General features: G+C 27.2%; 16 protein-coding genes. 9 read left to right on the top strand and 7 right to left on the bottom strand.

Features of this window, described 5'->3' with window-relative positions:
* Both citF and BR69_RS0101375 read left to right on the top strand, forming a co-directional pair.
* Positions 1-1,557, top strand: a complete 1,557-nt coding sequence (gene citF, locus BR69_RS0101380; RefSeq protein ID WP_034849033.1) for a citrate lyase subunit alpha — start codon at positions 1-3, stop codon at positions 1,555-1,557.
* Between the two features lie 516 nt (positions 1,558-2,073).
* Complete coding sequence (locus BR69_RS0101375) at positions 2,074-2,748, top strand: GntR family transcriptional regulator (RefSeq protein ID WP_027631565.1); 675 nt, start codon at positions 2,074-2,076, stop codon at positions 2,746-2,748.
* A 340-nt stretch (positions 2,749-3,088) separates the two neighbouring features.
* Here the strand turns inward: BR69_RS0101375 and BR69_RS0101370 are convergent, their stop codons facing one another.
* The 4 genes from BR69_RS0101370 to BR69_RS0101350 form a co-directional block, all read right to left on the bottom strand.
* Positions 3,089-3,373, bottom strand: a complete 285-nt coding sequence (locus BR69_RS0101370; RefSeq protein ID WP_027631564.1) for a PqqD family protein — start codon at positions 3,371-3,373, stop codon at positions 3,089-3,091.
* Positions 3,374-3,388: 15 nt separating this feature from the next.
* On the bottom strand, positions 3,389-5,125 hold the full coding sequence (locus tag BR69_RS0101365) for an ABC transporter ATP-binding protein (protein ID WP_027631563.1): 1,737 nt from the start codon (positions 5,123-5,125) through the stop codon (positions 3,389-3,391).
* 7 nt (positions 5,126-5,132) lie between these two features.
* Positions 5,133-6,164, bottom strand: coding sequence for a radical SAM protein (locus tag BR69_RS0101360; protein WP_027631562.1), 1,032 nt, complete (start codon positions 6,162-6,164; stop codon positions 5,133-5,135).
* A gap of 336 nt (positions 6,165-6,500) precedes the next feature.
* Positions 6,501-7,382: a radical SAM protein gene (locus tag BR69_RS0101350; protein ID WP_027631561.1), complete on the bottom strand. Its 882-nt coding sequence runs from the start codon at positions 7,380-7,382 to the stop codon at positions 6,501-6,503.
* Positions 7,383-7,866: 484 nt separating this feature from the next.
* Between BR69_RS0101350 and BR69_RS21640 the strand changes: the two genes are divergently transcribed.
* The 3 genes from BR69_RS21640 (at position 7,867) to rnr (ending at position 12,003) form a co-directional block, all read left to right on the top strand.
* Entirely contained in the window at positions 7,867-8,235 is a 369-nt protein-coding gene (locus BR69_RS21640; RefSeq protein WP_150112240.1) for a hypothetical protein, read from the top strand.
* 121 nt (positions 8,236-8,356) lie between these two features.
* Positions 8,357-8,524, top strand: a complete 168-nt coding sequence (locus BR69_RS21745; protein WP_160169929.1) for a hypothetical protein — start codon at positions 8,357-8,359, stop codon at positions 8,522-8,524.
* Positions 8,525-9,771: 1,247 nt separating this feature from the next.
* Positions 9,772-12,003 (top strand): ribonuclease R, encoded by a 2,232-nt coding sequence (rnr, locus tag BR69_RS19675; protein WP_051623441.1) that lies wholly within the window; start codon positions 9,772-9,774, stop codon positions 12,001-12,003.
* Positions 12,004-12,319: 316 nt separating this feature from the next.
* Here rnr and BR69_RS0101330 read toward each other — a convergent pair whose 3' ends face one another.
* Positions 12,320-13,090: an SDR family NAD(P)-dependent oxidoreductase gene (locus tag BR69_RS0101330; protein WP_027631560.1), complete on the bottom strand. Its 771-nt coding sequence runs from the start codon at positions 13,088-13,090 to the stop codon at positions 12,320-12,322.
* Between the two features lie 572 nt (positions 13,091-13,662).
* Here BR69_RS0101330 and BR69_RS0101325 point away from each other — a divergent pair.
* Positions 13,663-14,415, top strand: a complete 753-nt coding sequence (locus BR69_RS0101325; protein ID WP_051623440.1) for a class I SAM-dependent methyltransferase — start codon at positions 13,663-13,665, stop codon at positions 14,413-14,415.
* Positions 14,416-14,488: 73 nt separating this feature from the next.
* On the opposite strand, the gene rsgA is transcribed toward BR69_RS0101325, so the two are convergent.
* Positions 14,489-15,553, bottom strand: a complete 1,065-nt coding sequence (gene rsgA / locus BR69_RS0101320; protein WP_027631558.1) for a ribosome small subunit-dependent GTPase A — start codon at positions 15,551-15,553, stop codon at positions 14,489-14,491.
* Between the two features lie 299 nt (positions 15,554-15,852).
* On the opposite strand from rsgA, the gene fsa reads away from it, so the two are divergent.
* The 3 genes from fsa (at position 15,853) to smpB (ending at position 17,728) form a co-directional block, all read left to right on the top strand.
* Positions 15,853-16,497, top strand: coding sequence for a fructose-6-phosphate aldolase (gene fsa, locus BR69_RS0101315; protein ID WP_027631557.1), 645 nt, complete (start codon positions 15,853-15,855; stop codon positions 16,495-16,497).
* 222 nt (positions 16,498-16,719) lie between these two features.
* Positions 16,720-17,046 carry a DUF6054 family protein gene (locus BR69_RS0101310; protein ID WP_027631556.1) on the top strand — a complete coding sequence of 109 codons (327 nt, stop codon included), beginning with the start codon at positions 16,720-16,722 and terminating at the stop codon, positions 17,044-17,046.
* 208 nt (positions 17,047-17,254) lie between these two features.
* Positions 17,255-17,728 (top strand): SsrA-binding protein SmpB, encoded by a 474-nt coding sequence (smpB, locus tag BR69_RS0101305; RefSeq protein ID WP_027631555.1) that lies wholly within the window; start codon positions 17,255-17,257, stop codon positions 17,726-17,728.
* Positions 17,729-17,863: 135 nt separating this feature from the next.
* Here smpB and BR69_RS0101300 read toward each other — a convergent pair whose 3' ends face one another.
* Positions 17,864-18,625, bottom strand: a complete 762-nt coding sequence (locus BR69_RS0101300) for a Nif3-like dinuclear metal center hexameric protein (RefSeq protein WP_027631554.1) — start codon at positions 18,623-18,625, stop codon at positions 17,864-17,866.
* Positions 18,626-18,703: the final 78 nt, after the last annotated feature.

The raw sequence follows: 18,703 nt of genomic DNA, 5'->3' as shown, positions 1-18,703 counted from the left end.
ATGGAATATGTAGTTAACGCCTTAGGAAAAAAATTACCTAAGTTTATAGAAGGATATGGAGAAGTTAAGCCTTATATTGGAGATTTTAAAGAAGAAGTAAATCCAACAGGTAGAATCCATGGACCTTTAAAGAGTTATTCTGTAAAATCACAGGATAAATTATTAAAAACTATAAAAGAAGCCATAGAAAAGGTAGGATTAAAGGATGGAATGACTGTTTCCTTCCACCATCACCTAAGAGGTGGAGACTATGTTTTAAATATGGTAATGAATGAGATAGCAGCCCTTGGGATAAAGGATATAAAAGTTTTTTCATCCTCTTTAACAGGAGCTCATGAGCCCTTACTTGAACATGTAAAATCAGGAGTGGTTTCAGGTATATGTACAAGTGGTCTTAGAGGTGCCCTTGGAAAAGAGACTTCAATAAACAATGTGGTAGGAAAGCCAATAGTGTTTAGAAGTCATGGAGGACGTGCAAGAGCAATAGAATCAGGAGATGAAAAGATAGATGTAGCATTTATAGCAGCTCCTGCTTGTGATAATCAAGGGAATATGAATGGTAGAGAAGGAAAATCTTCCTTTGGTGCCATGGGATACGCTATGGTAGATGCACAATATGCTGATAAAGTAGTAGCTATAACTGATAACTTAGTAGCTTACCCCCTATATCCTGCTAGTATAAATCAGACATTAGTAGACTGCGTAGTTGTTGTGGATGAAATAGGTGATCCCTCTAAGATATCTACTGGTGCTACAAGATTAACTAAGAGTCCAACAGAGCTTTTAATTGCAGAATATGCAGCTGAAGTTTTAAAAGCATCAGGACTTGTAAAGGAAGGTTTTTCATTCCAAGCAGGTAGTGGAGGAGCATCTTTAGCTGTGGCAAGATTTTTAAGAGAATACATGTTAGAAAATAACATAGTAGGATCTTTTGCCTCAGGTGGAATAACTTCAACTCTTGTAGATTTCTTAGAAGAAGGTTTATTTAAAACATTACTTGATACTCAAACCTTCGATGCTGCAGCAGCAGGGTCTATGAAGAGGAATCCAAACCACATAGAAATGAGTGCATCTATGTATGCAAACCCACATAACAAGGGCTGTGTTGCTCATCAATTAGACATAATGATGTTATCAGCAACAGAAATTGATGTGAACTTTAATGTTAATGTTCTTACAGGATCTACAGGACTAATTATGGGAGCTATAGGAGGTCACCCAGACACCGCAGCAGGAGCAAAGCTGACAGTAGCAGTGGCACCACTTATAAGAAAGAGAATTCCTATAATAGTTGATAATGTAACAACTGTAATAACTCCTGGAGATAACATTGATGTTGTAGTTACTGAAAGAGGAGTAGCAGTAAATCCAAAGAGAAAGGATCTTCTAGAGAAGTTAAAGGAAACAAAACTTCCTTTAATTGATATAGAGGAGTTAAAAAACTTAGCAGAAAGCTTTACAGGAAATCCAGAGAAGGTAGAATTCTCTGATGAAATTGTAGGGGTAGTAGAATATAGAGATGGAACTGTAATAGATTTAGTTTACAAAGTAAAATAGACTTCCCCATATTTTAGTAGCATATGGGTAAAGACTTGACTTCATAGAAAAAGATTTATAATTTTAGAATCAAATTTTTAAAATGAAACTTTAATAAGAGATTTTTAAATAATAAAACTTTTTTAAGTGAACTCTATTATAAGGTTAACAAGGGTAAATAAGTGTTGTAGAAGGCATTACTAAATATGATTATATTATATTTAGTAATGCTACTTTAAAGGATTTAGGTTTACAAATATGTTAAATAATGATTAAATATATATGTAAACACATTTAAGTGTTTCCAATACCCCTTATTTTCATAATTTATATTTAGGCGTGATAGGTTACTATCATGCCATTTTTATATCTGTATTTCTGCAAGGGTATAAACTTTATTATGTAAAAGACATGTATAAAATATAATTATGAAGTTAAGAAAAATAAGGATAAACACCTTCTTGTATATGGTTTATTTAGTATGTTAGAATGAATATGGGTATATAAATTAAATAAATTTACTAAGGGGAGAGTCAGTTGTATAGTTGCTTAAGAAAAATAGATGATAATAATAATAAGCCTATTAGAGAGGTAGTATTAGAAGAATTAAGAAGAGCCATATTTAATAATATGTTAAAGCCAGGAGATAGATTAGTTGAAATATCCATTGCGGAGGCTATGGGGGTAAGTAGAACTCCAGTAAGGGAAGCATTAAGACAATTAGAGCTTGAAGATTTAGCTGTTAATACTCCAAGGAAGGGAACTATTGTACAAGGAATTTCTTATGATAGAGCCATGGAGATGTATGAGATAAGAGAAGTTTTAGAAGGACTCGCAACTAAATTAGCATGTTTAAACATTTCAAGAATAAAAATTAATGAGCTTAAGGAGCTCCTTGAAAACATGGAACATAATATAATTAATAAGGATGTAAATAAGGTATATTACCTTAATCAAAGATGGAATGAAATAATTCTTGAAGCTTGTAATAATGAATTACTTGTAAAAAAAGTTAGTGACCTTTATGAACAGCTTAGAAGGCTTACTGTTTTTAGTTTATATGATGAGAATCTGCAACGTTCTGCAATGAATGAATATTCCTTTATAGTAGAAGCTATAGAAAAAGGGGATGAAAATAAGGCAGAGAATTTAGCTAGAGAACATGTAAGAAAAGCTAAGAATAGATTTACAGTGGTTTATAAAAATAGTTAGAATATATTTAAGTTTATCTGTTGAGATAGTTTAGAATTTGCTTGGTAGAAATTAATTATCATAACAAGTTGATTAAAGTCTCCACTGATACAGTATAAGAACATTTCATTCTACTATTAATAAACTAACTCTCGATTAATGAAATTTAATAGATAAAAATGAAGTTTAAAAAGTCTGATTTTGGGTGTACAATATGTTTATTATATTTTGTGGGACAGTTAGTATAGCTATTAATAATTAAATAAAAGAGGGAATATAATAATAGTGTGTAGAATGAGTATCTATATATTAAACTAATTGTATTAATAAAAAAGAGTTAAATGTTTGTATATACAAACATTTAACTCTTTTTTACTAATATATTTTTAGATAGAAGATTTGATATAAAGTTATTTACGTCATTACTTATAGTAGATTGTTCAACATTAAATTCATTTGAAATAATTTCAAGTAATTCATTAAGGGTTTTTTCAGATATTAAATTACTAAGTATTAATTGACCAGTTGAATTAAGTAAAATCAAATTAGAATTTGTATTAACAGAGTTTTTTTCTGTTAATACGTATTGATCTTGAAGTTTTGTCAATTCGTAATTGGAGCTTAAAATATATAGAACTTTATTCATAATAATACCATCCTTTTAATTTTTTTGATTTAGATATAAGTTATAATATTTACCTTGAATCATCATTAGTTCATCATGAGTACCACTTTCAACTATATTACCATCATCTAATACAAAAATTTTATCAGCATTTTTTATTGTTGATAATTTATGGGCAATCATAATAATCATTTTATTTTTAGCAAGATTCATTAGTTTAGATTGTATTTTATTTTCAGTAATAGTATCTAATGATGAAGTATATTCATCTAAAATTAATACAGAACTTTTCTTTAGTAATTCACGTATTATGCAAATCCTTTGTTTTTCACCACCTGAAAGATTACTTGAGTCTTCGCTTATTTTTGAGTTCAATCCATCAGATAAATTGGAAATCAGTGGGTCTAAAGAGAATTCATTTATATAGTCATTTATTAAATTTTCAGAATTAAGACTTTCGTAATTGTATGTTAGATTTTCATATAATGATCTATTGAACAAAAATCCTTCTTGATCAACATAACTTATAAGTTTACGTAGAGTTTGGGTATCAATAGAATTTATATCAATGCCATTTATATATATAGAACCTTTAGAGGGATTAAATAATTTCAACAAAAGCTTTATAATAGATGTTTTTCCAGAACCACTTTGTCCCACGAATGCAATAAATTGATTGCTTTTTATTTTAAAGTTTATGTCATTTAAAACTTGGTTATTCTCATCATAACTGAATGATAAATTTTTAAATTCTATTAAGTCAATATGATTCAATTTATGTCTGTCCTTAAAAGAAAAAGGACTTTCTTCAGGATCAATAGTACTAAGATTATATAATCGCTCAGCAGAAGCTTTAGAAATTTTAAAAAGAGGAACTAAATTAATAGCAGGAACAAATGCCTGGGATAATTTGTTGAAATAAATAAGAAAGAGTGTTACTGTACCAACAGTTATTGAATTTTTATATATTAATAGAACCCCAACAATTACTATGATTGGAATGCTTAAATCTTTTAAAAGACGAGAAATTAAATTTCTTATTATATTTGTATTATCTCTTTTTCTTAATGAAAAATAATACTTTTTCAAAAATTTATAATTACGATTAATTTCATAATCTATTTTATTCGATATTTTAATAAGTTTTATACCTTGAAATGAGTTAGTTAATTCTTTTTTTGCTACAGCCAAATCTTCATTATGATTTTTATAGAGTTTTTTTAATGGAAAAGAGAAATTAATAACTATGTCTAATGAAATTAATATCATTGACAATAATGCTAATAATATATTATATTTAAACATTATACCTAATATTATTAAGAATTGAATCATACTAAATAAACCCTCAATAATGTTATAAATCATTAAGCCATCAATACCAAAGGTATCATCAAATTGTCTAGATACAAGATAAGATGGAGAATTTTTTTGGTAGAATGATATAGGTAATTTTAATGTATGATTAAATAAGTAGTTTTGAATATCACTAAATACCGATATTTTAAATTTTAAACTTAAGATTTGGAAAATGTATCTATTAATATACTTACATATAAAGATAAGCATCCATAATCCACCTAGCATTAAAATATCATTTGTATAAGAGGTATTAAGAGATGTATCAATCAAGGTTTTAGCAAATTTAGGTTCTAATATATCAAAAAAAGTGTTTAATCCAATCAATAAGATAAAAATTACAATATAAAATTTTTTTTTCAACATAAATAAATACACAAATTTTATTGAATCATCAAATTTAAATTTTTTCAATTACAAATCACCCTTTTAAAAGAATTTGTGTAAATTCAGCTGAAAAATTACACTCATTTTTTGGTTGAATATATAAATTATTATATTCATTTTTAAATATAGGAGCACATAATCCACAAATACCTTTATTAGAGCAGTTACTACAATAAGTTTTAGTTTCAATTTCACTTTTTCGCTCTTTTAAAATTTTATCCCAACAATATTCAAAGGAATTTTCTAGTAGTGAAAACTTATTTTTATTGCTTAAATTACATAAATACATAGATCCTTGAGGATCAATGTAAGTATTAGTTAATCCAGCTTTACATTTTTTTATACCATTATCCCAAGCGATATGAGGAGTTTCTAAAAGTTGTTTAAGCTTAAGTTTTTCTTCAGTTGAATATAAGTTTATTAAATCCGATGGCGAAACCTGTAAGTTTTTTGGGTAGGAATTTCCATCTAGATAGCATCTTATTTTTCCATATAGATGAAAATTAAATTTATTTTTTTTAGCAAAATTACGTATTAAATTAATTTCATTCTCATTTACTATGTTAGCAATTACTTGTATTTTTAGATTTATTCCATTTGTTTTTAATTTTAATATAGAGTTATGAACTAGATCAAAACTATTATGACTTCTAGTAAAGTCATTATAAGTTTTATTGTTTATTCCATAAAGTGTTATAGAAATAGATTCAGGCTTAAACTTTGATAATATATCTATCGCATCATTTGTTATTAAACTTCCGTTAGAGATTATATGTATTTTAAAATTTTTATTATATGCATATAAATATATATCTAAAAAATCTTTACGTGTGAAAACTTCTCCACCAGTGAACGTAATATAAATACATCCTTTTTCTTTAAGCTTGTCTATAATTAGAAACCAATCTTTGGTGGACAATTCTAGCAAGGGCTGGTTTTTTATTGGTGTTTGGTAGCAATGAATACATTTAAAATTACAATTATAGGTTAATTGTATACTTGATCTTATTGGAATTCTATTATCAAGTAAGTAATTGTCAAATTTGTTTATTAATTTATTACTCATATTAATGCTCCTTATATTAAATTTTATATAAACAAGAAATGTTCTTATTTAGTAATTTATTAATTAACTAGGATATTAGCCAGCCCAAGGATTATCATCATCAGATGCGCAAGCACAAACATTGCCAAGTAGATTTATAGTTATTATTTCAAATTCAGGCTTCTCATAAAACATAATTAATACCTCCTCTTAAATTTATTAGTTTCATTTTGAATTCAGATTTTTCATGAAACATATCTAATATCTATCAAATTTTATATAATTAAAGAACATTTCTTATTTAATTCGCTTTATATTTAAATAAATTAAAATAGTAATTATAATAATATAAAATTATTAACTCATAAAATAAAGACAAAGTTCACAAGTACTATTTATTTTATTAGAATTAAATAATGTTTTATAATTAGGAACTAGATTACATAAATAATGTTTTTTTAAGCTTTCAATTTTTTTATTATTATATAGGGTTGAATTAATTTCATCGATTAAATTTTTATTTATATTACCTAGATAAAAATTAGAATTATTTAATGTAAAGGCAGGACCACAGCAAGCATATATATTCCCTGTATAAGTAATTACAGGACATCCTATTTGATTACATTTATAGCCTTCAATAAGAGATAAATTTGGTTTAGTATTTATGCAATTATTTTTAGCTTCACCAAAGTTAGATACATACTTAAGCCTTATATTTTTAGAATCTGAAATTACTTTATTTATCTTCTTAATTGTATTAAATTCATTTAATAAATTTTCAAAACAAATAGTTATGATTACATCTAATCCTTTATTTTGTGCATCAACTATACATTGAGTTATTGTATCTAAACTAATAAATTCCTGATGATAAGAATCAGTACTAATTTCTAATCTGGATACTCCGTGTTTTTTTAAATCTTCCAAAATTTTCAATCTTTCAGTAGTGTTTTGAGCCCAATAGGCGTTTGTACATATAGAAAAATATATGTTTTCATTTATAAAAAAATTTTTGATTAATGATTTAAAATCATTCCAAAATAGCATAGGTTCTCCGCCACTAATTGAAATTTTTTTAATTTCATTATATTTACAAAAAGCTAATGATTTTAAAAAAGTTTCATTACTCATTTTTTGATTTTCATTAAAAAGTGGGCTTACAAAACAATGTTTGCATTTTAAATTACAAATATTGGTATAAAATAGTGTAATCTTATTTATTGGAAAAATATACATTATAATACAGCCCCTTACAATATAATCTAAAATTAGAATACACTATAAGGAAAATAAAGTCAATATATACAATAAAATAAATAAATGAAATTAATTGTAAAAATATATTATTAGGATAAGTTGGATTTATTAGTTGTAAATTTGTAAATTGAAAAAGTAAGTTCCGGTATTATCTATAAACAGAAGTTAATTTTGCAAAGTATTTTATATAATTAATTTGATATTTGTCCTGAGCATATTAGTAGGATTAATTATGTTAAATAATAAATTATGCAAAGGAAAATACCTTAGAATAGAAGACCACCTTATAATTGAATATGGATTAGATCAAGATTATACGTTAAAAGAAATTACTTAAAAAGTTAAGAAGGATCCAACAACTATCTAAAAGGGGACTAAAAGAAATAAATTTTTAAAAGTGAATAAAAGAAAAGAACACGATATATAACCATGCCAATACCGAAGAAGTTGCACCAAGACAAATTTGTGTAATAGTGGATGTAGCAATCAATATAAGAAGTGTAGATTTATAAATTGTTATAGAACTTGTAATGAATATTTAACTAAGAAATGCTCTAAACTTAACCGTTACCCATATGTTTGTAACGGATGTAGCGCAGCTACTACGTGTACAGCTGAAAATAACTATTATAAAGCTAAAGTTTCAGATACAAAGTATAAAGAACTCTTAGTATCGTCTAGAGAAGGCCTTAATATAACTCCAAAGAAATTAAAAAAGATAGATGATATAATTTCACCACTGATTAAGGGACAGTTAATATCTTATATTTTCACTCATCATAAGAATAAAATAAGTTTCTGTGAAAGAATTTTAAGATTATTATTTTTATAAAAATGCTTTTTCGGCTAGGAATATTGCTTTGTGTAGGAAAGTGAAGTATAAATCTAGAAAGAAATCTACACTTTCTATAATTAAAGAATCTACTGATAGAGTTGGGAGGACATTTAGTGATTTGGTTAAATTTACTGAAGCTAATCCTAATATTCTCATAATAGAGATGGATAGTGTCCACAGTACACGAAGTGACAAAGTTCTTCTAACTTTACTTTTTAGAAACTGTTCATTAATGATAGCTTTTCTGCATGCAACAATAAAGCAAACGGAACTTAGTTTTGTATGACTATTTCATAGACTTAATAATCATGTTTAAAAGCCCTAGAAAAATGATTACATTATAAGAATTATAGCCTATTTTAACTACTAAATTTAAGTGTAAAAACTGAATTTATCCTTGCAGTTACAATGGCTTAGAGTAAAATAGAAATTAGTTTTTCATTTAACATGAATTTATTAGTCTATTTTCAAGCTATATAATCTTAAAAATAAAAGAAGTAGAAATAGGAACTTTAGAACATTGTTGATATTTATAAATGGCAAGCTAATTATTAGTTAAAAGCATATAAATAAGTAATAGAATAAAATACAATGCCCAATAGTGGTATAGCAGCTGCATTTTGTTATAATCCAACATAATTGTTTAGGGAAGGTTTTAGTTCAATAAATCAGGAAGTTATAATTATAAAAAGTTTAGACTAATTGATAGTATAATTATTCTAATATGCCATTTTCATAGGGACTTTGGAGCAGACATAATTTATGGAAAATGTGACTTGAAAAATAAACTTATTAAGGATTTAAAGTTCATGTATTTATAACTTTTGATGATTATATCTATAACTAATCAGTTGCAAGAATAGTTGTAGATGATAGATTACCAATATTAGAGTTATCAAGTAATATGTATAATATAAATATAATGGATAATAAAGTTCAATGTCGTAAAATTTCCAGATAATTAAATTTTAAAGTAATGAGAAGGATTTAGTCACATTTTGACAAGTGTCTTAGAAATTAAATATATGAAAGATACTTTCAAGATTAAATTGGAGTTTTATAATAAGAATTAAAATAATACATGATAGTTAATGAAAAAGTTTTAATGTTAATAGATACATATTTAATAAAAGAGAATTAATAGTTGAATAATAAATTTTTTAGTACCATATCATTTATAAAATTTTATGTTTCTTTTACGTTTATTAATATTCTTTAAAAGTAAAAATATATTCTAATGGCTTAAGGTTAGTAAAGTTTAGATTATAAAAGGTTACTATAAATCAATCTTAATTTTTAAAAATCTAGTATAGTAATTTTAGCATTTAACCTTTTGGGAAAGTATTAAGAAGTTATTGAGAAAAGACTTTTCTTTCTTTAAACTGTGGAAAGTAATGAGAATTTAAAGGAAAAAACAAGTATTTAACTTGATTTTTTTATGGTATTGCTAGAAAATAGTATATAGATAAGGAATTTATAAAGCACTAAAAGGACATAATAATTAACAAATATAAAACTTTCGGAGGACAATTTATGAAAATAAAAGAAGCAATTTTAGGCTTTATGAGAGAACAAGCTTATAAGCCTATGGATATGCAAGAGTTATCAAAGATATTTGATATAAATAAAGAAGAATATAAAACCTTTAAAAAAGCGATAAAGTCAATGGAGAAAGAAGGAGTCATTGTAAGAAATAGAAATGATAAGTTTGGACTTCCAGAGAGAATGGGACTTGTTTCAGGAAAACTTCAAGTTCATTCTAGAGGATATGGTTTCTTGATTCCTGATGAAGAGGAAAGACAAGATGTATTTATTCCTAGCTCATTTATGAATGGAGCAATGAATGGGGATAAGGTTATAGCTAAGGTCTTAAAAGAAGACGTTAAGGGTAAAAAATGTGAAGGTGAAATAATAAGGATAATTGATAGAGCTAATAAAACTATCCTAGGAGTATACGAAGATTCTAAAAACTTTGGATTTGTAGTAGCAGAGGATAAGAGAATACAATACGATATATTTATACCTAGACAGAAAAAGGGAGATGCAAAAACTGGAGACATGGTTATAGTAGAAATAACCCAGTGGCCAGAGAAGAAAAGAAATCCTGAGGGAGAAATAGTAGACATCTTAGGTAAAAAGGGAGAAAAGGGTATAGATATATTAGCCATCATTAAAAAGTTTGCCCTTCCAGAAGAATTCCCAGATAAAGTAGAAAAATTTGCAGCTAATATAGAAGAAGAAATCTCAAAGGGTGAATATAAAAGAAGAGTTGACCTTAGAGATGTTAGAATGGTAACCATAGATGGAGAGGATGCAAAGGATTTAGATGATGCTGTATCCATTGAGAGATTACCTAATGGCAAATATAAGTTAGGAGTTCATATAGCTGATGTAACTCACTATGTTAGAGAAAATAACCCTCTAGATAAAGAGGCATTAAAAAGAGCAACTTCTGTATATTTAATTGATAGAGTTATACCTATGCTTCCAAGAAAGCTTTCTAATGGTATATGTTCCTTAAATCCAAAGGTAGATAGATTAACATTATCATGTATTATGACAATAGATGGCAGCGGAAAAGTTGTGGATCATGAGATAGTTGAAAGTGTTATAAAAACTAGTGAAAGAATGACCTATACAGATGTTACTAAGATTTTAAGGGATAATGATGAAGAACTTATAAAAAAATATGATTATCTAGTAGATGATTTTAAGGCTATGGAAGAACTTTTTGAAATATTGAATCATAAGAGACTTCAAAGAGGAGCTATAGATTTTAACTTTGAAGAATCTAAAATAATTTTAGATGAATTAGGAAAGCCTGTGGACATTAAACCTTATGAAAGAGCTGTAGCTAATAGAATTATAGAAGAATTTATGTTAGTGGCTAATGAAACAGTAGCAGAGCATATGTTCTGGACTAAGACACCTTTTGTGTATAGAATCCATGAAGAGCCAAATGAGGAGAAGCTACATCACTTTAGAGAATTTATATATAACTTAGGTTATGTAATGAAATGGTCTAATGAAGTACATCCAAGAGCTCTTCAAGATATTCTTGAAAAGGTTAAAGGAAAGAAAGAAGAAACTGTGGTTTCAACATTACTTCTTAGATCTATGATGCAAGCTAAATATGCACCTCAATGTGTTGGTCACTTTGGTCTTGCTGCAAGATACTATTGTCACTTTACATCTCCAATAAGAAGATACCCAGATCTTCAAATTCATAGAATAATAAAAGAATTTATAAATGGAGGGTTAACTGAAGAAAGAATAAAGAATCTAACCTCTATTGTAGAATATTCATCTAGACAGTCTTCAGAGATGGAGAGAATAGCTCAAGAGGCTGAAAGGGAAGTAGATGACCTTAAGAAGGCAGAGTACATGTCAGAGAGAATAGGAGAAGAATATGAAGGAATAATTTCTTCTGTAACATCCTTTGGTATGTTCGTAGAACTTCCAAATACTATTGAAGGTTTAGTTCATATAAGTGATTTAAATGGAGATTACTTTATATATGATGAAAGACATTTAGCCTTAATTGGAGAAAGAACTAAGATGATGTATAGACTAGGAGATAGTGTTAAAATAAAAGTAACAAAGGTAGATATAGATAATAGAGAAATATACTTTAGGTTAACTGAAGAAGATCATGAAGATGAGGAATTAGAGATTCATGATGATATAAAGGAAAGCTTAAAATCAGGAATATATGAAGAAAAGGTAATGGCAATAGAAACTGGATATCATGATGAAGTAGAATAATTAAAAGAGGAAAGGCTTATGGAGGTATGATCCATAAGCCTTTTAGGTTGTGGGTTATTTAATATATAGGTTGTAAGCCTATATAAAAATACTATGGTTTAATAGATATAATTTTAAAGATTGGGATATTAACTATTACAAGAGGTATTATAATACATAAGTATTAAGAGTGTTCTATATTAGGTTAAGATTATATTAACTTACCTAAATGTTTTCATATAAAAATTTATACAATTATTAAGTTTATAAAAGATTTAGGTATAGAGATATTAAAAACTTTACTAGAACTAAAAAATTATCTCTAAGGTAAATAGGATTAAACTCCATTCACCTTAGAGATAATTTTAATAAGTAATTTCCTAGGTAATATTTTGGAGAAAAAGGCCAAGAATTTATTATTAAATCCAGGAATTATAATAGTTTTACCCTTTATAAATCCATCATAGGCTATGGTGGCCACTGTAGAGGAGTCCATCATAGATTTTTTAGCAAAGTCTGCTTTTTTAACCTTAGCATTGTTTTGAAAGTTTGTGTCTGTGGGACCAGGACAAAGGACACTTATTTTTATATCCTTATTTTTAACTTCCTCTCTTAAAGCTTCTGTAAGGGAAAGAACATAGGCCTTACTACTATAATATACTGCCATATAGGGTCCAGGAGAGAAGGCAGCAGTGGAGGAAACATTAAGAATTCCACCATGATTTTTCTCTACAAAATAGGGTAGAAATACTTTTGTCATATGGGTTAGGGATCTTATGTTTAAGTCTATTATGTTCAAATCCTCATTTTCAGGAATTTTATAGAATGGACCAAAAGAACCCACCCCCGCATTATTTACTAGGTATTCTATTTGAACCTTAGAAGAAATTATATTTTCACATAAATTATTTATTTCTTCTGATCTTGATAAATCACAGGTAAATATAAGTACATCTATTAAATATTCTTTAGATAAAGTATGTTTAATAGTTTCAAGCTTTTCTTTATTTCTAGATACTAATATTAGGTTATGCTTATTTGAAGCAAATACTTTAGATAAATCATATCCTATGCCACTGGTAGCTCCAGTTATAATTGTGTATTTCATAAAACTAGCCTTTCTATTATAAATTTATATAGTATATAATCCAAAATAAATTTTAATATTAAAGTCATTATATTTTAAAAAAATTATAGAATTTAAATTTAAAAGTTTATTTATATGGCTAAAATACTATAAATCAAAGATATTTTCAATAATAAGTTAAAAGTTTATATTAAAACTTAATAAGTCTCTAATTTGAGTTTTAAATTACTAAGGATTAACTTCTAATTAATAATAAAATTATTAATGTATTTAGTTAGTATAATAAGGTATTATACTAAAATTAGTATATAACTGAATAAAAAATAAAACTTATGAGTATCATAGTGTATCCCATATTGTTAATAATATTGAATATTATATCACAGTTTTATAACTAACTTGTAAATTTAATGTGTTATATATTTACAAATTATTAAGTAAATAATATAATTTAATAGAACAAAGCATACTTATTATAAATTTTTATTATTTTATATTATATAAACTTATAGATATTATTCATATTTATAATATATACTAGATTAGGGGTAGTTAGTCAGGGAAGAAAAGTTATGCACAAGGTGGTGTTAATAATGAAATATTATGGAAATTTATGTACAATGATGTACGACTTAGACAAGCCTCATGCTCCTAAGGATGAGTTAGAATTTTATATGTCCTATGTAGAGGATATTAAAATGAAGATATTAGAACCTTTATGTGGTTCTGGTAGATTCTTAATACCCTTTTTAGAAAAGGGATATGATATTACAGGATTCGATATATCAGAAGATATGATAAATTCCTTAAAGGAGAAAGCTAAAGTAAAAAATTTAAATCCTAAGGCATATAAGATGTCTATGGAAGAGTTTAATCCATCAGAAAAGTTTGATTTTATAATGATTCCATGCAGTTCCTTTTCATTGCTTTTAGAAAAGGATGTTATTATAAATTCCCTTAAGGTTTTAAAGAATGCCTTAAAGCCAGGGGGAAAATTACTCTTTGGAGTTGAAACCCTAAACTCTAAAGGAGAACCGGTATTAGAGTTTAAGACAAGTAAGACTTATATAACCCCTGAAGGACATTTACTTATGGAAAAGAGTAAAAATATATATGATGATAACACTAAAATTTTATCTATACCATTATTTTATGAACTATATGATGGGGATAAATTAATTGAGACAGAGGATATGGACTTTAAAATAAAGTTATATGATTTTAAGGAAATGGATGAATACCTAAAAGAGGTAGGTTTTGAAACTTATAAAGTTTACAATTCTTATAATAAGGATGAGGTAAATGAAGAAACCTGTGAAACCTTATTATATGAGTGTATAGGTTAAATGAATTTTTACGTTAAGAATAAATTATAAAAGATACAGGAAGCTTTTAAAAAGGCTTCCTGTATCTTTAACTTTAATAAGAGTTTTTTTTCATTAATAAAGATTTTTTATTATTCTTAAACTTATTTTTTATTTTATCCTTAGATTTTTCTCTAGACTTAAAATAAGTTTCTTCTTTTTGTAGCTTTAGAAAGCTTTTATACCTTTCTTCATCTATGGTACCATCTTCTAATGCCTTTAATATGGCACAGCCAGGTTCATTTTTATGATTACAATTAGTAAACTTACAGCTATTTGATAAATTTTCTATATCCATAAAGAGGTTTGATAGCCCTTCATCTAAGTCTAATAGTTGAACTTCTTTCATACCAGGGGTATCAATTACAATTCCATTATCTTCTAAGACAATAAGCTCCCTATTGGTTGTTGTATGCTTTCCCTTATCCATAAGATCACTTACATCCTTAGTTTTTTGTCTTTCTTCCCCTAAAAGAGCATTTATTAAAGTAGATTTACCAACTCCAGAAGATCCAATAAAAGCTACTGTAATACCAGTTCCCATATTATCTACTACATTATCAAAACCTTCTAAGGTTTTTGAACTTATCATATATATGGTAATATTATTTATAGACTTTAAAATATCATTAATTCTTTCTTCAGGGTTTTCACATAAATCTTTTTTAGTTAGTAGTATTATAGGCTCTACATTTCCTTTAAAAGCCAAAGCTATATATCTTTCAAGTCTTCTTATATTAAAGTTATCATTTAAAGACATACATATAAAAAGCTTATCTATATTAGAGGCAACTATCTGTTCTTCAGTAGCGACACCAGCTACCTTCCTTGAAAATTTACTCTTTCTTTTTAATACATTGTGAATTCTTAAGGTATCATTTTGGGAGAGGGGCTTATCTAAAACCACCCAGTCTCCTACAGCAGGATAACTATCTTTTCCAGTAGAGGTATGCATAAATCTACCAGATACAGGACATAAGAATTCTCCTTCCTCTGTAGCCACCCTATAAAGATGTTCATATTCTACAATTACCCTTCCTGGGATATAATTATTTTTCTCATTTAATTTATTAAAGTCCTTTTCAAAGTTTTCATTCCATCCTAATTTAACTAAATTCATATATTCCTCCTAAATTTAGGCATAAAAAAGCCCTAGAATAGCTAACTACTCTAGGGTACAAAACGAAAACTATAGACTATATCTAGAGTAGCAGCTTAAATTATACATTTTTGATTTAAAATATTTCTTCGTATTCATCATAGCCACCACATCCTTTCATTAATTAATAACCTAATATTACTATATATTTTATTATATGTAAAGATGTTTTTTAAAATATATAGTAATATTACACAAAATGAAAATGATTACAAATTATGATATAATATTTTAGGTAATATAAAAGGAGTGTGAGGATAATGAAATTATTTATTGATACTGCCATAACAGAGGAAATTAAAAAGGCAAATGATATGGGAGTTATTTGTGGAGTAACTACAAATCCTTCATTAATAGCAAAGTCAGGAAGGGACTTTAAGGAAGTTATAAAAGAAATAACATCTATAGTAGATGGGCCAATAAGTGCAGAGGTTATAAGTCTTAAATCAGAGGAAATGGTAGAGGAAGCACTAGAACTTGTGAAAATACATGAAAACATAGTTATAAAGCTTCCAATGACAGAGGAAGGATTAAAGGCTACAAAGATTTTATCTTCTAAGGGAATAAAGACTAATGTAACACTAATATTCTCAGCAGCTCAAGCATTACTTGCAGCAAGGGCAGGTGCTACTTTTGTAAGTCCATTCCTTGGAAGACTTGATGATATTGGAATGGATGGGATGAACTTAATAGAAGAAATAGTAGATATTTTTGAAATACATGGAATAGAAACAGAGATAATAGCAGCTAGTATAAGAAATCCTATTCATGTAACTAAGGCAGCAAGAATAGGGGCACACATAGCTACAGTTCCATATAAGGTAATAATAGAAATGACTAAACATCCTTTAACAGATATAGGTATAGAAAAGTTCTTAAAGGACTGGGAAGGTGCTATAAAATAAGCTAATATATTTAATAAAAGACCAGGGAATAGTTAGGTTTAAACTATCTCTTGGTCTTTTATAGATCTATCATTAGTTTAATGGTAGAATATTTGAATCTTAAAACTTTATAAGAAGGAATTTATATAATAATTAGATTTATCTTTATTAAGGTATATAAATAATATAAAATAGAATTAATTGGTAGTATATATATTGAATTATATAAGGAGTGGTCTGTTTATGGCTGAAAAAATAATTAAGGTTAGTATATCACCTAGCATTGCTCAGGAAATAGTAGAAAAAAATATTGGGGCAGATTTAGTTTATAGTGAAATCAATAGAATAGATGGGAATATAGAGTATGGAGTTTCCATATTTGAGAAATACTTTTTTAGAGCTTCAAATAGAGCTGCCCTTACTGTGATTTTTAATAATGTAAATGGGGAAACTTTAGTTAAAGCTATTGCTACAGGAAGTTCTCAGGGAGTTATATTTAATATGGACTGGGGCGCAGCTGATGATTTTGCATATTCTGCTATAGAATGTTTAGAAAAATATAGTTATTAAGATTAGATAAAAACATTGGATTTTTAAATAAAAATTCTTCTAATATCATTAACGCATTCAATGATTACTTAGGAGTTTTTTAGTGAAGAATAAAACCTATGAGGAGCATTAATTAAATAAAAAAATAAAGTATAGTATTTTTATAACAAATTTAAATATAAATATGATATTATTATTTATATGCCATTTAGGTTTGTGAGGTGAGATTATGGCTAAAACTGGAGCAAAGAATAATAAAACTTTAGCTGAAAATAGAAAAGCAAGACATGACTATTATGTAGAAGAAGCCTTTGAAGCAGGAATAGAGTTAGTAGGAACGGAAGTAAAGTCTATAAGAGCAGGAAAGGCTAACTTAAAGGACTCCTATGGTGAAATAAGAAATGGAGAAATATTTATAAGAAATATGCATATAAGTCCTTATGAACAAGGAAATATATTTAATGTAGATCCATTAAGAGATAGAAAACTACTTATGCATAAGATGGAAATTTCTCAGCTTACTGGAAGAACAGCTCAAGAAGGCTATACCCTAGTACCATTATCTTTATATCTAAAAAATGGTAGGGTAAAAGTAGCTCTTGGAGTAGTTAAGGGTAAGAAAAATTATGATAAGAGAGACTCATTGCTTGAGAAAGCACATAAGAGAGACATAGAAAGAGAAATGAAGAATAAGTATAGATAAGGAATACCTAATTTAAGGTATTCCTTATTTGTATTTTATAGAAATTTTTATTCATATGTAAAAATCTTTAAAGCTAATTATTTTGTTTTTCAAGAATAATTAGCTTCATTATAAGGATTTCTCTGTTATTATGTGTTATTTTATATTTGCTTCATAATGTTCTTCATTAAGTCTCACTACTTCAAGTTTCTTTATATTCTCATTCAATTTCAATGCTAAACTTTGAATTCCAAAGAATTCTGTGAAAGTATGACTCCCAATGATAAGGTTTATTCCTTTAAACTTAGCATATTGAATGGTATACAAATTACATTCACCTGTAATGTATACATCACACTTATTTTCAACTGCTTCCTTAAGGCAAGCTGTTGGTCCTCCATTACCACAGACTAAGCCCACTCTCTTCACCTTTTTGTCATTAAAATTCCAAGATTTAACAGGTTCTTCAAGTAGATTTTCAATATTTTTTACTAATTCATTAAATTCAATTTCTTCATCATATTCTGCGATTCTACCAAAATATAATCCTTCCCATTCATGGGTTCTTTTAATATTTTCTAAATTCAATTTTTTTAATAAGCTATCATTTGTTCCAAAGTTACAGTCATCAAGTGGCAAGTGATTATAGTAGTGACTTATACCATACTCTGATAATTTTTCTATGCATGCCTCTTTTAATCCATATATTTCATCCCATGCATCATGATGTGTCACCATCATATCAACTCCATGAATTCTTGCTTCCTCTATAGTTTCAAGAGTTAGGTTAACACAGTATCCTAATTTTTTAACTTTTTTATCTGCATTGTATGTAATACCAGATTCACTAGAATAGATTTCCTTATTTGTTACATTAAAAAGTTCATTAATTCTTTCAACAATATGTGAAACATCCATATACTTACCTCCTCAATTTCATCATGTTTTGCCTTCAATTCTCATTATTACCTTGGCTTTAATCAATTTATTTGTACA

This window comes from Clostridium hydrogeniformans DSM 21757 (genome assembly GCF_000686705.1).
GTDB classification, from domain to species: domain Bacteria; phylum Bacillota; class Clostridia; order Clostridiales; family Clostridiaceae; genus Clostridium_Z; species Clostridium_Z hydrogeniformans.
Note: the sequence above shows the minus strand (reverse complement) of the source record. Positions and strands in the feature narration are given on the sequence as shown.

Coding starts and splice junctions, on each gene's coding strand:
- BR69_RS0101370 (WP_027631564.1), bottom strand. CDS start 3,373: ATGAATAAAGTTCTATATATTTTAAGCTCCAATTACGAATTGACAAAA.
- BR69_RS0101325 (WP_051623440.1), top strand. CDS start 13,663: ATGAAATATTATGGAAATTTATGTACAATGATGTACGACTTAGACAAG.
- rsgA (WP_027631558.1), bottom strand. CDS start 15,553: ATGAATTTAGTTAAATTAGGATGGAATGAAAACTTTGAAAAGGACTTT.
- citF (WP_034849033.1), top strand. CDS start 1: ATGGAATATGTAGTTAACGCCTTAGGAAAAAAATTACCTAAGTTTATA.
- fsa (WP_027631557.1), top strand. CDS start 15,853: ATGAAATTATTTATTGATACTGCCATAACAGAGGAAATTAAAAAGGCA.
- BR69_RS0101300 (WP_027631554.1), bottom strand. CDS start 18,625: ATGGATGTTTCACATATTGTTGAAAGAATTAATGAACTTTTTAATGTA.
- BR69_RS0101330 (WP_027631560.1), bottom strand. CDS start 13,090: ATGAAATACACAATTATAACTGGAGCTACCAGTGGCATAGGATATGAT.
- smpB (WP_027631555.1), top strand. CDS start 17,255: ATGGCTAAAACTGGAGCAAAGAATAATAAAACTTTAGCTGAAAATAGA.
- BR69_RS0101310 (WP_027631556.1), top strand. CDS start 16,720: ATGGCTGAAAAAATAATTAAGGTTAGTATATCACCTAGCATTGCTCAG.
- BR69_RS0101360 (WP_027631562.1), bottom strand. CDS start 6,164: ATGAGTAATAAATTAATAAACAAATTTGACAATTACTTACTTGATAAT.
- rnr (WP_051623441.1), top strand. CDS start 9,772: ATGAAAATAAAAGAAGCAATTTTAGGCTTTATGAGAGAACAAGCTTAT.
- BR69_RS0101350 (WP_027631561.1), bottom strand. CDS start 7,382: ATGTATATTTTTCCAATAAATAAGATTACACTATTTTATACCAATATT.